Annotated in this window: 9 protein-coding genes; all 9 read right to left on the bottom strand. The window is 69.1% G+C overall.

Annotated features, from left to right (window positions below; genetic code table 11):
* Positions 1-10: 10 nt before the first annotated feature.
* On the bottom strand, positions 11-703 hold the full coding sequence (locus ACFRKB_RS19615) for a hypothetical protein (RefSeq protein WP_383107263.1): 693 nt from the start codon (positions 701-703) through the stop codon (positions 11-13).
* Entirely contained in the window at positions 700-1,272 is a 573-nt protein-coding gene (locus ACFRKB_RS19610; RefSeq protein ID WP_383107261.1) for a hypothetical protein, read from the bottom strand. Before ACFRKB_RS19610 ends, ACFRKB_RS19615 begins: the two co-directional genes overlap by 4 nt.
* A gap of 117 nt (positions 1,273-1,389) precedes the next feature.
* Positions 1,390-8,058: an eCIS core domain-containing protein gene (locus ACFRKB_RS19605; protein ID WP_383107259.1), complete on the bottom strand. Its 6,669-nt coding sequence runs from the start codon at positions 8,056-8,058 to the stop codon at positions 1,390-1,392.
* The gene (locus ACFRKB_RS19600; RefSeq protein WP_383107258.1) at positions 8,055-8,399 is read right to left on the bottom strand and encodes a hypothetical protein; all 345 of its coding nucleotides are present in this window, start codon (positions 8,397-8,399) and stop codon (positions 8,055-8,057) included. Before ACFRKB_RS19600 ends, ACFRKB_RS19605 begins: the two co-directional genes overlap by 4 nt.
* Positions 8,390-10,417: an ATP-binding protein gene (locus tag ACFRKB_RS19595; RefSeq protein WP_383107256.1), complete on the bottom strand. Its 2,028-nt coding sequence runs from the start codon at positions 10,415-10,417 to the stop codon at positions 8,390-8,392. The genes ACFRKB_RS19600 and ACFRKB_RS19595 overlap by 10 nt, the downstream gene beginning before the upstream one ends.
* A gap of 33 nt (positions 10,418-10,450) precedes the next feature.
* Positions 10,451-11,374 (bottom strand): Pvc16 family protein, encoded by a 924-nt coding sequence (locus ACFRKB_RS19590; RefSeq protein WP_383107255.1) that lies wholly within the window; start codon positions 11,372-11,374, stop codon positions 10,451-10,453.
* A 4-nt stretch (positions 11,375-11,378) separates the two neighbouring features.
* Positions 11,379-12,122: a hypothetical protein gene (locus ACFRKB_RS19585; protein ID WP_383107253.1), complete on the bottom strand. Its 744-nt coding sequence runs from the start codon at positions 12,120-12,122 to the stop codon at positions 11,379-11,381.
* Positions 12,115-12,861, bottom strand: coding sequence for a T4 family baseplate hub assembly chaperone (locus ACFRKB_RS19580; protein ID WP_383107252.1), 747 nt, complete (start codon positions 12,859-12,861; stop codon positions 12,115-12,117). Before ACFRKB_RS19580 ends, ACFRKB_RS19585 begins: the two co-directional genes overlap by 8 nt.
* Before the next feature lie 94 nt (positions 12,862-12,955).
* The gene (locus ACFRKB_RS19575; RefSeq protein WP_249950016.1) at positions 12,956-13,480 is read right to left on the bottom strand and encodes a phage tail protein; all 525 of its coding nucleotides are present in this window, start codon (positions 13,478-13,480) and stop codon (positions 12,956-12,958) included.
* Positions 13,481-13,489 lie beyond the last annotated feature (9 nt).

The raw sequence follows: 13,489 nt of genomic DNA, 5'->3' as shown, positions 1-13,489 counted from the left end.
CCACCGCGGCCTACCTCCCCGTCCCGATTCCGCCGCCAACCCCGCCACTCAGCCCCAACGCCCCAAGCTGCCCGGCAGCCACCCGCGCGGCGAGCCGCTCCTTCTGCGCGAGATGCGCGAGATACAGCTCGGCGCCACGGTGCCCGGCGGGCAGATCGCTGACCGTCAGCACTTTGAGCCCGATACTGAGCGAGGCCCGTATGGGGTTCAGATTCACGTCGAAGGCCGACTCATTGACGGACAACTCGGTGAGCCGCACGGGCATGACGCGCTTGCTCCCCCAGGTGAAGAGAGTCAGCGGCGTCTCGATCGGACTGATCTCAATGGTCCCGTTCTGCGCCAGCCGCGAGGCTGCCCGAAGCTGCGCGGTGGTGGGCTGCACCAGCATTTCGAGGACGGCCAGCTGAGGATGAATCCCATCGGGCGCGGCCACGTCCAGCTGATCGGTCGCGTCGATCTCGGCGGTGAACTTCCACGTCTCCTGCGCCGGCCCCTTGAGCCGCAGCGCCTCGTTCCGGTCCCCGCTTCCACTCCCCCCTCCGCCGGAGTCACCACTACCGCCGGCGGCCTGGGGCGCGACGGAGCGTTCGAGGGTGTCGGGATTGAACTGCAGCACGATGATGCGCTGGGGAGTGCCGCGCTCGGGATCGACGATGACGATGCCGGAGCGGATGGGCTTGGGGATGTCGGCGTAGCGGGTCACAGTCGTTCCCCTCCGCGTTCCAGCAGGGTTGTGTAGTCGTAATCCGGAAAGACTTGCGGAAGCGTATTGAGCATTCTCGCGATCCTGTCAGCGGTCCGCTGGAACTCATAATCGTCCAACGGTGCTTGGGTGAAGAGATGCTGCCACCCGAATGCACCCTTGGTGAGGCGGAGGAACTTTACATATGCACTGTAGTCGAGATCCATCTTCCATAGTCCTTGTGTGTGATCAGAAATCCACATCTCAGGACTGTGAACGTTTGACTGAAGCCTGATTGCGACGAATACACCAGCGCCTGTGAAGGGGGAATCGTCAATGATGCGGAGTTCCCGGCCTATGCGCTGTTCCTTTTCCGAGTAGAGGGATGGGTTGAAATTGGGAGGATCGGTGTGTACTGCCTGTGACAAGGGCGTGAGGAAGAATTCACCACTAACTGACTGGTACGGCTCAGCGGTACGCCATTGTGTTCCGATCTCGGAGAACCGAACGGACCACTCGAAGAGGGTTGGATCGAGAGATGGGACACCGTTCGGCACTTCATGACCAGGGGAAGCGATGTCGTCGACCACGGGACCCAGAGTCTCCCGAAACACATGCACTCCCGGGGTTTGCCGGAGTTCCTTCTGGATACGGACCCATTCCTGCTCCCAGGTCGTCAAGTTCCGCATTCCGTACTCTCCTCGCAATCACCTAAAGGTCAGCCAATCGTACCTAGCTGCTCGCTTGAGTCGCTTGAGCGCCTCAATTCTGTTCTTATGGCTGCCGCCGGTGAGGGTTTCATCGATTTCCCCCTCGTAAAGGTGTTTGCCCTGGTTGATGGCCCTGGTTAATTGGCTCATGCTCTTGAAATTTGTCCTGGTTGCCAGTGCGGCGATGCGCTCGGCGAAGTACATGCTGATTCCTGTCGCCCTACGGATCGCATGCGCGTCATCGCGGTTCACGTTGGCGGCATAGGGCGGCGCATCCTCTTTTTCAGGCGGCGGCAGGAAATTGCGAGGCCAGGTAACGGTGGCCGGATCCCGTTTCCAATGGCCCCCGTCATAGTTGTATCCACCCCAATTTATTCTCATGAAGCTTGGGAAGCCGGGAAATTTATCGTCGCTATAGTATGAGACGTGTACGTCGTACCAGATCATCTTGTTGAGTTTCCCTCTCCACTTGGCATTCCGGACCGTTTCGCCCAGTGCTCGGGCGGCGGGGTGCTCCACGGAACTTGCCGCCTCTTTGTTCTGGTCCCCTCGCGCGGGAACGAGGTTGGAGGTGGTGGCATCTCCTCCCAGTGGTGCAGGTAGCAGGTGCATTCGAACCCAATCCCCGCCCGAACTGTACGGTTTTCCGTCTGGGCGACGCTCATTGGCAACCAATTCCCAGCCCACGGGTAATGCGTCCTTCTCGTCATCTGCTTCCGTTCCCTGTTTGAGGGGTTTGTGTATGTGGTGGGCTTTGAAGCTCGGGGCTTTTGTTGATCCGTTGGTGAATGGAGGGAGGATCGTTGGTGGCAGTGCGGGCTCTGTGTTTTCCCGGGGCTCTCGGTAGTCGTTGTGGTCCTCGCTGTCGGTGTGGCCGGTTGCAGCCTGCCGAACGGGGTTCAGACGTGCTGTGATTGCGAAGTCCTGGTCGTTCGACTTGCTGAGTGCTGTGAGGCGGTAATGGGTCCTTAGTTGTTCACGGAGGGTTGCATGGTCCGGCTGTGATAAGCCGCGTTCTAGTTTTGCATTGATGATGGGGCGAATTCGAGCCACAATCTCTCTCAGGCGCTTGTTCAGCGAGTCTTCAGATTCCTCTTCTTTCTTGCGATCTTCCCTCTTCTGTGACTTCCCGCTCTTTGGGGTCTTTTCTTCACCCTTCTTATTTCCTCTGGTGTCGCCCTTGCCGTCGGCGTCTTTCTTGTCCGGGCCGTCTGTGTTCTTCTTGCTGTCCTTGCCGGTCTTGCCGTCCTTGGCGTCCCGTTCGGTGGTGTTCTTCTTGCCCGAGGGGTCGGTGTCCTTCTTGCCGCTGCCGTCGGGGTCGGGCTTGTTCTTGTTGCCGTCGGGGGCCTGGTCCTTGCCGTTGTTGTCCTTGGTGTTTGGCTTGGTGGAACTGCCCGGGGCGTCGGTCTTGTCGGGCTTGGGGGCGGGCTTGGGCGTTGCGGGCTTGGGGGGCGTGGGCTTGGTGTCCTTGGTGTCGCCCTGCTCCTCGTTCTTGGGCTTTCCGTTCCTGTCCTTCGTCGTGGGGGCCGTGGGCTTGGTCGAGTTGCTGCTGGGGGTCTTGTCGTTGACCTCGGGCTTCTCGTTCTTGTTCGTGGGTTTGGTCGGCTTTGTCGGCAGCTTGGTGGGTGTGTCCTTGTCGGGCTTCTGCTGGCCGGTCTTGGCCGTTCCCGTCGGCGGCTTCTTGCTGCTGGGGTCCGTCCTGCCCGGGGTCCTGGGCGTGGGCTTGCTGAGATCCGGCTTCGGTGACGTGGCCGTCGGGCGTGCCGCTGGGGTGGGTGTGGTCTGCGTGGAATGTGCAGGCCTCGGGGTGCCCTTGTCGTCGGAGCCGCCGGCCGCCGGTCCCTTGCCGTCCCCCTTGCCCTTGCCCAGCCTCTCCGCGATGCCCTTGAAGCGGCGGCCCACCTTCGCCACGTACTTGCCGATGCCGGACAGCAGGGCCTCGTAGGCGAGTTCGAGCAGTGCCACGATGCCCGCCGCCACCGCCTTCGCGAACAAGACGCCCGCGCCGCCGTTGCGGACCGACTTCAGCCAGTCGAGGACCGCGCCCATCGCGCGCAAGATCTCGCCGAGCGCGCCGATCGCCGTGCGGATCGCGTCGATGACCGCCATCACCCAGCCTGCGCCGGGGATCAGCTTGGCGATGACCTTCGTGATGACGATCTCGCCGATGATGAAGGGGAGTTGGGGGACGATGGCGTCCCATGTCTCCTTGACGATCCGTTCGAGGGTGATGCCGCCCTTGATCAGTTTGTCGAGGATGGCCTTCGGGACGCCGATGATCTCCTCGATCTTGGACTGGAACCACTCCTTGACGGCCGCCTTGACCTCGCGGAACAGGTGGTTCTTCGCGCCGTCCACCGCGGAGTTCTTGGCGCCGCCCAGCCAGCCGCCCGGGTCGGAGAGGAAGTCGACCGCGATGAGCATGAAGTCGCCGAGGGCGTTCAGTAGTCCGGCGGCGAAGTCCAGGACCGCCTTCACCGCGTCCCTGACCGCCTTGAGCACGTCCTGGAGGGCCTTCTTCAGGATGTCCAGGATGCTGCTCAGGAGCTTGCCGATGGCGTCCAGCAGGTCCGTGATGATCTGCTTCAGCATTGCCGCGAGCCTGTTGACAAGGGCGATCGCCGCGTCGATCAGCGACGTGATCAGGTTCCGGATCCGCTTGGCCAGGTCGATGATCGCCCGCACCATCGACTTCGCGAACTCGATCAGATCCGTGATCAGCTGCTTGATGGCGTCGATGATGTTCTTGCGGGCTGTGTTGATCCAGTTCTCGACGTTCTTCTTGAAGTCGCGGATGAAGGTGATGACCGCGTCACGCGCCTCACGAATGACCTTGACGATCGCGTTCTTGATCTCGATGACCTTGTTCTTGATCCACTCGAAGGCCTTCGTGATCCAGTTGCCCGACTCCTCGGCGGCGCCGTCCTTCTTCCGGTCCGCCTCCTTCTCCGCGTTGTCAGCCTTGTCCTTGACCTTCTTGTCGCTGGTCTCCTTCTCGGTCTCGACCTTGTCGTCTGTGCTCTTCTCCTCGGTCTTGACGTCCTCGCGGACCTTCTCCTGCCGGTCCGTCTTCTTGTCGCCGAGGGTCTTGAGTTCCTTGTCCTGTTCCGCGCGCCAGTCCTCGCGCTGGGCGGTGACCTCGGCCATCGCCTTCTCGCGCTCGCCCGCCTGAGTCTCGGTGTTGGTCGCGATCTCGGCGTCGACCCGCTGCTTGTGCTTGGCCTGCGAGGCACGGAAGTCACGGTCCTTGGCCTGACGGCCTTCGGACATGCCCTTCTGGCCCTCGCTGAACGCGGCCTGGAACTGCGGGCCGCGCTCATGTTCCGCCACCTCCGAGGCGGCCTCCGGCGGTACGGCACCGGTCGCGCCCCCGCCCGCGGCACCCACACCCGCGCCGCCGCCTCCCTGGCCCGGCACCTTCGCGGACATCTGCTCCTTGGGAGCGTTGGGATAGACCTGGTCCTCGCCCATCCCGCGACCGGCATCGTCCTGGGCCGTCCCCATGGTCTGCCGGCCCTTGGCGTCGACATTGCCGCCCTGTTCGGCGGACGCCTGCTCGGCACCGCCCTGCATCTCGACGCCTGGCGCGTTGCCCGCCTGGGCCTGCTTGAGCGCCTCGTCCTTCGTCGGCAGGTCGGCGAACTTCGCGGCCAGCTCCTGGGCGTCCACCTCGAAGCCGACCAGGCTCAGCACCTTCCCGATGCCGAAGCCCAGCGCCATCTTGAACGTGTCCCAGCCGCCCGGCTCCTCGGCCTTCTCCGCCTCGATCTGGCCCTCGGGCTCCTTCGCTCCCGTGACCTCGGCGTCCTCCTGGTCCGGCTCCTGCGCCTGCTGGGCCGGATCCTGCGCGTACTGGGCCGGGGCGTCCGACGTCGGCTTGCCCTCCAGGGTCTGCGGCGCGCCCGCCGGGCGCTGCATGGAAGGCGGGGCCGAGGCGAGCGTCTTGTGTTCGTCGCCGACCGTACGGTCCACCGCGCCGCCCACGCCGCCCATGGCCTGAAGTGCCTTGTGAGGCTTGAGCTTTGAGGCTGTGGACAGGCCGGCCTCCGGGGAGACGCCCGAGAGGTTGGGGGCCGCTCCCGAATCCTTCTTGCCCTTCCCGCGCGCCGGGGCGGCCGCCCCGCCGCCCCCGCCCCCACCGCCTCCGCCCGAGGAACCGCCGGACGGTGCAGACTTGGGCGCCGGCGCGGTCTCCGGTGCGCCCTTCGCCCCGGGATCGGTCTTCGGTGCGGTCTTCGGTGAGGCATTCGGTGCGGCCTTGGGTGCCGATCCGGATGCGGATGCGGACTCCGACGTGGCGGGCGCCGCCGTGGGCGCCGCGGCCGGAGCCTCCGTACGAGCACTGGATTCGGGCGCGCTCGCCTGCGTCCCGCCGCCCGACGTGGCCGTGTCCGACGAGCTCGCGGCACCGCCCGTGCCCCCCGCGGCCCCTGCCGTGTCCTGGGTGGCCTCAGCGCCCTGGGAGCCGGAAGCCTCCGAACCGGCGCCGCCCGCCGGCTCCTGCGCTCCCTCCTTGCCCCCGCCGCCGGTCTGCGCGGACTGACCGCCCGTCGCCTGCTGCGACTCCTTCTCCGGCGCGGCCGAGGCCTTGTCACCGCCCGCCGCGGTGCCCTTCTCCTCCTTGGCGGCCGACTCCTTGGCCTCGGTGCCGCCCTCGGACTTCCCGTCCGCCTTGCCCGGCGCCTCCTGGACGGTCGTCTGCGCCGCGACCGCACCCACCTTCGGGTCGTCACCGGCCTTCGGGTCCCGGGACGCCGCGCTCGGTACGGTCGGCGCCGCGGCCTGCTCCAGTGCGAGGCCGCCGAATCCGCCGTCGCTCGCCGGCCCGCCTTCGGTCTCCGGTGCCGACGACTCCGTTTCCTCGGGGGCGGCCTCCTCCTCGGGCTCGGCCTCCGCCGCCTCGTCCTCGGCGTCCTCCGCGTCCCGCCGCGCCCGCACTTCGTCGGCCCTGGTCGGCGGCGGGGCGGGGAAGGACGGGACGGCGGGGGTGGCGGACGACGACGGGTCCAGCTCGTCCGCCGTCGGTACGCCGGACACGTCGAGGTCCTGTTTCGGCAGGAAGTCCTCGGGCTGGAGCTTGATGTCCCAGGCGCTCGGCTCCTCGCCGCCGACCTCGACCTCCGATTCGCTGCCCGAGCCGAACGGGTCTTCCTCGGGCTCCTCCTCCAGCCCCGCGACGTCCTGGTTGCGCTTCCCCTCCAGCGTGCTGACCTTGCCCGACAGCCGGGTGTCCTTGCCGGACATGACCGGTGAGCCCTTGGGCTTCTCCTGGCCTCGCTTGTCCTGCTGCTTGAGCTGCTTGCCCGCCACCATCGCGTCGGCCGCGCCCGACCGGTTCTTCGCCGCCGACTCCTCCTTGCTCGCGGCGGGCGTCTCCTGCTGCTCGGTGGCCTCCTTGCCGCCCTTCTCCTTCTCCTTGCGCGCCGACGCGGCCGGCCCACCGCCGTTCCCACCGCCACCGCCCGATTTCTCCCCGGTGGACGACGAGGACTGTTCCTTCCGCGCCGCGGTAGCCGCCGAACCCGGACCCGAGTCCTGGCTCGACTCCGCCTGCCCGCCGCCGGCACCGGACCCGGAGGGCCGGGGGGACTGTGCGGCCCCGGACGATTCCGCGCCGGACACCTCCGATCCCCGCGGCGCGCCCCCACCCTGCGGAGTCGTCCCGTGCTCCGGCGTACCACCGTTCTGCGGAGTGCTCCCGGCCGCACCCTCCTCGCCGGCCCGATCCTTCTCCGGGCCCGGCGCGAGCCTCGGCCGCTCCTCCTCCGCCTTCCGCTCCTCCGCGTCCCGCAGCCGGCTCTCGCGCTCGGTCCGCACCTCCTCGGCGGTGTCCGGCTCGATCCGCGGGGCCTCGTGCGAGTCGCGCTCCAGGCCATCCTCGGCGTAGTCGTCGTACGCCTCGATCTCGTCCACGAAGTCGAGCACGCGGTCGTGCTCCGAGCCGAGCAGCCTGCCCTCCAGCCGCACGAGGACGCTGTCGAGCAACTCGCCCGGCAGCCGGGCGAGTTGTTTACGGGTGCGCCTGGAGAGGTCCTCCGGGTCACCGCGCAGGGAGCGCAGGACGCCGTTCGCCAGCCGGTCGACCAGCGTTGCCGGATCCAGCTCCTCCATGCGGCGCCGGTCGGCGTCCACGGTGGCGTACCGCAGCCAGCCCGGTGTGGCCTGGCCCTCCTCGACCTCCCGCGCCGCCGGTTCGCCGTCCCGTACGAGGTCCCGCGCCGCCGACTCCGCCTCGCGTTCCATCGTCTGCTGCGGCAGGCTCACCGCGCCCAGATCGCGGCCCGCGCGCAGCGCGCCCAGGCCGTCCGGGTTCTGGACCGTGTGGAGCAACTCGTGGGCCAGCAGGCGCTGGCCGTCGGTCGTGCCCGGGCGGTAGGTGTTCTCGCGGAAGAAGATGTCCTGGCCGACCGCGACCGCGTCCGCGCCCAGGAGGTCGGTGAGCGCGCCCGCGTCGCGGTCGGTGTGGAGGCGTACACGGCTGAAGTCGTGGCCGAGTTGTTCCTCCAGCTCACGGCGTACGCTGAGGTCCAAGGGCTGGCCGGCGCCGCTGACGATGTTCTTCGGTTCCGGGGTACGGGACGTGGTCCTGGCCTTGCGCTTGCGCTGCTTGTCTTTCGTCGACTGGTTCGACTGGCTGTTCTGCGCTCCGGAGTGTGTGGTGCTCATCGCGAGTCACCCCGCCCCGAGAGCCCCGCGTGCACCGCGCGTGCCAGCGCCTCGCCCAGTCGTCGTGGGGAGGTGGTCGCGGGCAGGGGTGGCAGCCCGGCGAGGGTGTCCAGGGCACGGCCGCCGTTCACGGCCAGGGGTACGCCCCCGTCCCGTACGAGGCGGGACAGCTCCGCCTGGAAGGCGGCCGAGACCCGGTCGGGGTCGACGCGGTCGAAGCCGTTCAGGACCAGTTCGCCGATGTCCACCCGGATGGTGCGCGGTGCCCCGTTCAGCGACGCTCCGTTCAGCGCTGGCCCGTTCAGCGCTGGCCCGTTCAGCGGTGCCTCGTTCAGACCCATCCGTGCACCTCCGAGGGCGTCAACGAGCGGTCCAGCTTGAGGTATTCGGTGCGGGCCGCCTCCAGCATGTGGCGCATCTGGAGGCGGTCGCCCTCCTCCGCCGCGAGGAAGGCGCCCGAGAGCGCGATATTGCGGATCGAGCCGCCGGCCACGGTCAGCCGGGCCAGTTGCGCCGGATCGATCCCCTTCATCGGTGCCCGCGCGGGCAGTACCCGCCGCCAGATCTCCGCGCGCTCGGCCTCGCCGGGGAAGGGGAAGTCGACGACGAAGCGGATCCGGCGCATGAACGCCGTGTCCAGCGCCTGCTTCATATTGGTGGTGAGGATCGCCAGCCCGCGGTACGCCTCCATCCGCATCAGCAGATAGCTGACCTCCAGGTTGGCGTACCGGTCATGGCTGTCCTTGACCTCGCTGCGCTTGCCGAAGAGCGCGTCCGCCTCGTCGAACAGCAGCAGCGCGCCGCCGCGTTCGGCCGCGTCGAACACGCGGCGCAGATTCTTCTCGGTCTCGCCGATGTACTTGCTGACCACCTGCGACAGATCGATGATGAACAGATCCAGGCCCAGTTCCCGCGCCATCACCTCGGCCGCGAGTGTCTTTCCCGTACCGGAGCCGCCGGCGAAGAGCGCGGTGACGCCCAGGCCCCGGCGCAGCGTCGCCTCGAAGCCCCACTCCTGGTAGACGGTGGCGCGCTGCCGTACATGCGCGACAATCTCGCGCAGGACGCTCAACTGCCTTTCCGCCAGCACCAGATCGCCCCAGGCCGCCTCCGGTTCGATCCGCCGGCCCAGCTCGTCCATGCCCATCCGGGCCTCGGTGAGCCCGGCGCGCCAGGCGAGTCCGGCCGCGTCCGGCTCGTCCTCGCCGGACAGATCCCGTACGACGGCGGCGCCCGCGGACCGGATGAGATGGGGCGGCAGCGAGAACTGCTCGACCAAGTCCCTCAAGTCGTGCTCCGACACCGCCGGTACGTCCTGGAAGGCGTTCGCCCACACCCCCAACTGCTCCTCGGCGTCAAGCGACGGCACGGTCACCCGCTCGCCGCGCGGCCGGGCGGTCTGCCGCGGATCGTGACTGGAGACCACGAGCGGTACGCCCGCGCTCTCCACGAACGCGTCGATGGCGGCGGCCTGTTCACGGTCCGGCTCACCGATCTCCACCAGCAGCGCGGCGGGCAGCAGGATCGCCTCACGCTGCCAGAGCCGGGCCAGCCGGTCGCGTTCCGCCGGATCGGTGGGCAGATCGTCGGCGGCCAGCGCGTACAGACCGAGCCCCGAACGGCGGGCGGCCGCGGCGGCGATATCGGCCCGGGAGCGCAGATCCCCGCCCACCAGCTCAACACGTAACGGGGCGTACGGTCCGGCGCCCGCCAGCCCCGCCGCGACCCGGCCGGCCGCCCGTTCGTACGAGGCGGGCAGGGAGTCCGGCGCGGTCGTACGGCGCAACAGACCGTGCAGCCGGGCGTCCAGATACGGCGAACCGACGAGGAAGTGCAGGATGCGTTCGTCGAGGCGCAGCCGGGACGTGGTCAGCCGCGTCTCGTCGTCCAGCTCGATGAGTCGCCAGCGGCGCAGCGGGGCGACGGGAGTCAGCGCGCTCCAGTGCGGCTCCACCAGAGCGGCGAGGGCGAGCGAGAAGGTCGGGTGCGCCCGGTCGGGATCGCCGCTCGCGGCGGCGCACCGGGAGCCGGTGGTGGGGTCCAGCTCCGCGGCGGCGGCGAGCAGCATCACCTCGCGCTCGAACGCGCTGAGGCCGAAACACCGGACGAGCGCGTCCAGGGCGCCGGGACCGGCGGTGGCGTATCCGGTCTCGGTGCTGGTGCTGGTGCTGGTGCTGGTGTCGGCGCTGGTGCCGGTGTTCGTCGGCGCGTCGTCCTTCGTCGGCCGCGTACGGTCCCCGGCGCGCCGCGCGTGGGCGTCGACACGCGCGAGAACGGAGCGTACGGCCGTGGCCAGCGCGCGGCCGTCCGTACCGGCGTCTTCCGCCGCGCCCGTGTTCGTCCCCTCGTGCGTCCCCATGCCCTCACCCGCCCCCATCTCCCGCACCGTGCCTCAGCTCTCCGTGCCGTTCTCGCCCGTGCCGTCGTTGCCCGTGCCGGGTTTCCCGCGGGTGTGCGTACGCGTACGGGAGGCGGACGCGGCCCGCTTGGTGGCCGGCTTGGAGGCCGCGGTCTTGCTCGCCGTGCGCTTCTTCGCGGGTGCGTCGGCCTTCGGCTTCGGTCCCGTTGCCGTCTCTGTTTCCGGACCCGTACCGGGACTCGTACCCGTACCCGTACCCGTGCCCTGCCCCGTCTCCGCATCCGCCTTCGTGGCGGTCTCGCCAACACCCGACGGCTCGCCCGCAGTCGGCGGTACCGGCGCGCCCGGCGCCCCGAACGGCAGCGCCCGTACCGTCCGCCGCTCGACCGGTTTCGTCGGTGCGGGCCTCTCGCGGCCCTCGATCAGCACCAACGAAGCCTGGTACGCCACCGACAGTGTGTACGGCGTCTGATGGAGCATCCCCCAGAGCTTCGACGTCTCGTCGATGTCCATCACTGTCGGTGTGAACCGCACCCGCTGCGGCGACTCGGCCAGATCGCTGCCCGCCAGATACGGACGCTCGGCCGCCAGCTCGATCAACTCCCGGGGCAGCACCGGGATTTCGTGCAGCGTCCGGATCACACACCCGATCAGCCGTTGACCGACCAGCTCGGCCTCCTCCCCGTACGCGCTGATCAGGTAGTGCAGATCCAGCGGCGCGGCGGGCCGCTTGACCAGTGTGCCGTCCGACGCGCGCGTCGGCAGGTCGGTGTGGCGCATCGAGGCGTTCGGAGTGACCTGGTACAGAAAGACATTGACGGTCGGCTCGGTCGGTGGCTCGGCCGGCGGTTTACGGGTCTCCACCTTGACCGCGATATCCATCTCGGGCCCCAGATTGCTCTCGATCAGCAGGGCCAGGGCCTGGGTGACCGTCGCGACGGCAAGTGCGTTGCTCATGGCCTCAGTTCCTCTTCTCGCCGCGCGACAGGTAGTCGTCCAGGGTCAGCGCGGGCGTGCGCCGTCCGGTGTGATCGGGACGGCCGGCGGCGCTGGAGCGGTCCCCGCCGGGCGGCGGCGCCGCGCTCACTTCGAGCCGGCCGATCTGTACGTGGACGACGCGTTCGGCCTGTTTGGGCGCGCGCCGTCCCACCCCGTTCGGCGCGGCACCCCGGGCGGCCGCGCTGTCGGCGTCGCGCGGTCTGAGAGGTGCGGTGGCGGCCGGGGGAGCGGGGGCGGCGGCGCGTGGCGCGGCGGCGTGCGCGGTCCGCGGTGTGCCGGCCGCCGAGGGGGCCACGGGTCGCCACGCCGCGCGCGGGCTGTCGTCCGCCGCCGCACGCGGCCCCGGAGTCCGGTGTGACAACGGTGGGAGCGGCGGCCCCGTGCTCGGGGTGGCGGCGGGGCCGGCCGGCCGCTCGGGCTCGTCTCCCGGACGTACCGCCTCGGTCCGTACCACCGTATGCCGGTCCGTCCGCACCTCACGCTCCTGGCGCACCAACTCGGCCTGCCCAAGGACGGGTTGGGAAGCGGACGGGATCAGCGAGAGCGGCTCGTCGGGCTCCTGCGGGCCGGACCGCAGCGCCTCCACCCGCTCGTACGGGCCGGGCAGCCGTGGCCGGACCCGTGCCAAGCCCCCGGTGCCCTCGGCACCGCCCACCCCGGGCACCGGCGTGTACCGGGCGAGCAGCCGGTCGAAGTAGTCAGGCATCGGCACACAGCTCCAGGTAGTAACGACGCCGCAGCGGGCTGAGCGCCAGAATCTCCGGCTCGCTCCACCCGTAGGCGCTCGCGAGCAGATGGACATCGAGCAGCAAGTCCCGTGCCCAGGTGTCCAGTTCGGTCCACAGATACGAGGTGATGTCCAGTGCGGCGGGGGTGGCCCCGCCGCACTCGGGGCAGTTGACATTCAGCGTCACATCGGCAGCCGGATCGGCCTCCGCCGCCGCTTCGGCGAGCCGCCGCTGTACGTCCGCGGGCAGCAGCCCGGCCAGCCGCTCCGGTGGTACCGTCGTCCCGCCCCGTACGGCCGAGACCGCGCAGCGTGCCACCAGCAGCCGACGGGCCTCCGCCGCGTCCGGCGCGGAGCCGGCCGCCGCGAGGTCGGCGACGGTGGGCAGCCGGAACTCCACCACCCAGTCGCCCTCCTGCACCCGCAGCGGCCCGTCCGGAGTCCTTCCCCGGACGCCCAGCAGCGTCGCGTCGAGATCGAACTCCATCGCCTCTTCGCACGCCGCGCACTCGACGCGTACCTGCATGCGCTCGCCGAACAGCGCCCGGCGCAGCGCGAAGAGATCCGACTCGCGCGCGCCGACCGGCATCGACAGCAACTCGTCGGTGCCGGCCCCCGGGCGGGCCGCCCGGTGCAGCAGCAGAGACCGTCCCGCTTCCTGCTGCGCCAGCCCGGCTTCCCAGGTGGCGAGCAGCTCGGCCGGCCCCGTCGGCGTCATCGCTCATTCCTCCGGTGTGCAGGTGGTATCGGTGGTGCGGGTGGAGCGGGTGCCTCGGGTGGTGCGGCTTCGAGTGCTTGCGCCGGCGCGTGGATCAGGCCGGGTGGGTGAACGACGGCTCGACCGGCTCCTCCACCTCGTAGTCCCGCTCCCAGCCCTCGCATTCGAGCTTGACGCTCTGGATGGCGACGGCGTTCGCGTTCGCGTCCAGCTCGCCGAGCACCTGGTACTCGCTCACCCAGGCCCGGTAGAGCTTGTGCGAGACGGCCACCTGCCCGGCCTCGTTGAGGACCTGGATGATGATGTCCTTGCGGAAGTCCCGCAGCGAGACCTCCGAACCGAGCCCGGCCCCGACCTGCCAGACCTTGTTGGCCCAGCGGTCGAACTCCGGGTCGTGGGTGACACCGCGTTCGAGCGTGACCCCCTCGAACTCGGAGCGGCCCGGCGACTTCCGCGGTGAGCTGGGGTCGCCGCCGTGGCGGTGTTTGACCACTTCGGTGGTGCGCTTCAGCGGACTGATCTTGCTGACGCCCGCGACCGTTCGACCGTCCCACAGGACCAGGAACTTGAAATTCTTGTAGGGGTCGAAGCGATGGGCGTTGATCTGGAACTCAGCCATCGGTTTCCT

Origin of the sequence: Streptomyces scopuliridis, from assembly GCF_042790125.1 — a bacterium.
GTDB classification, from domain to species: domain Bacteria; phylum Actinomycetota; class Actinomycetes; order Streptomycetales; family Streptomycetaceae; genus Streptomyces; species Streptomyces scopuliridis_A.
The sequence above is the reverse complement of the archived record's forward strand: the minus strand, read 5'-3'. Positions and strand labels throughout refer to the sequence as shown.

What these genes read in the sequence shown, in the direction of transcription:
- ACFRKB_RS19580 (WP_383107252.1), bottom strand. Translation starts at nt 12,861, where the DNA reads ATGACGCCGACGGGGCCGGCCGAGCTGCTCGCCACCTGGGAAGCCGGG.
- ACFRKB_RS19605 (WP_383107259.1), bottom strand. Translation starts at nt 8,058, where the DNA reads ATGAGCACCACACACTCCGGAGCGCAGAACAGCCAGTCGAACCAGTCG.
- ACFRKB_RS19575 (WP_249950016.1), bottom strand. Translation starts at nt 13,480, where the DNA reads ATGGCTGAGTTCCAGATCAACGCCCATCGCTTCGACCCCTACAAGAAT.
- ACFRKB_RS19600 (WP_383107258.1), bottom strand. Translation starts at nt 8,399, where the DNA reads ATGGGTCTGAACGAGGCACCGCTGAACGGGCCAGCGCTGAACGGGCCA.
- ACFRKB_RS19590 (WP_383107255.1), bottom strand. Translation starts at nt 11,374, where the DNA reads ATGAGCAACGCACTTGCCGTCGCGACGGTCACCCAGGCCCTGGCCCTG.
- ACFRKB_RS19595 (WP_383107256.1), bottom strand. Translation starts at nt 10,417, where the DNA reads ATGGGGACGCACGAGGGGACGAACACGGGCGCGGCGGAAGACGCCGGT.
- ACFRKB_RS19585 (WP_383107253.1), bottom strand. Translation starts at nt 12,122, where the DNA reads ATGCCTGACTACTTCGACCGGCTGCTCGCCCGGTACACGCCGGTGCCC.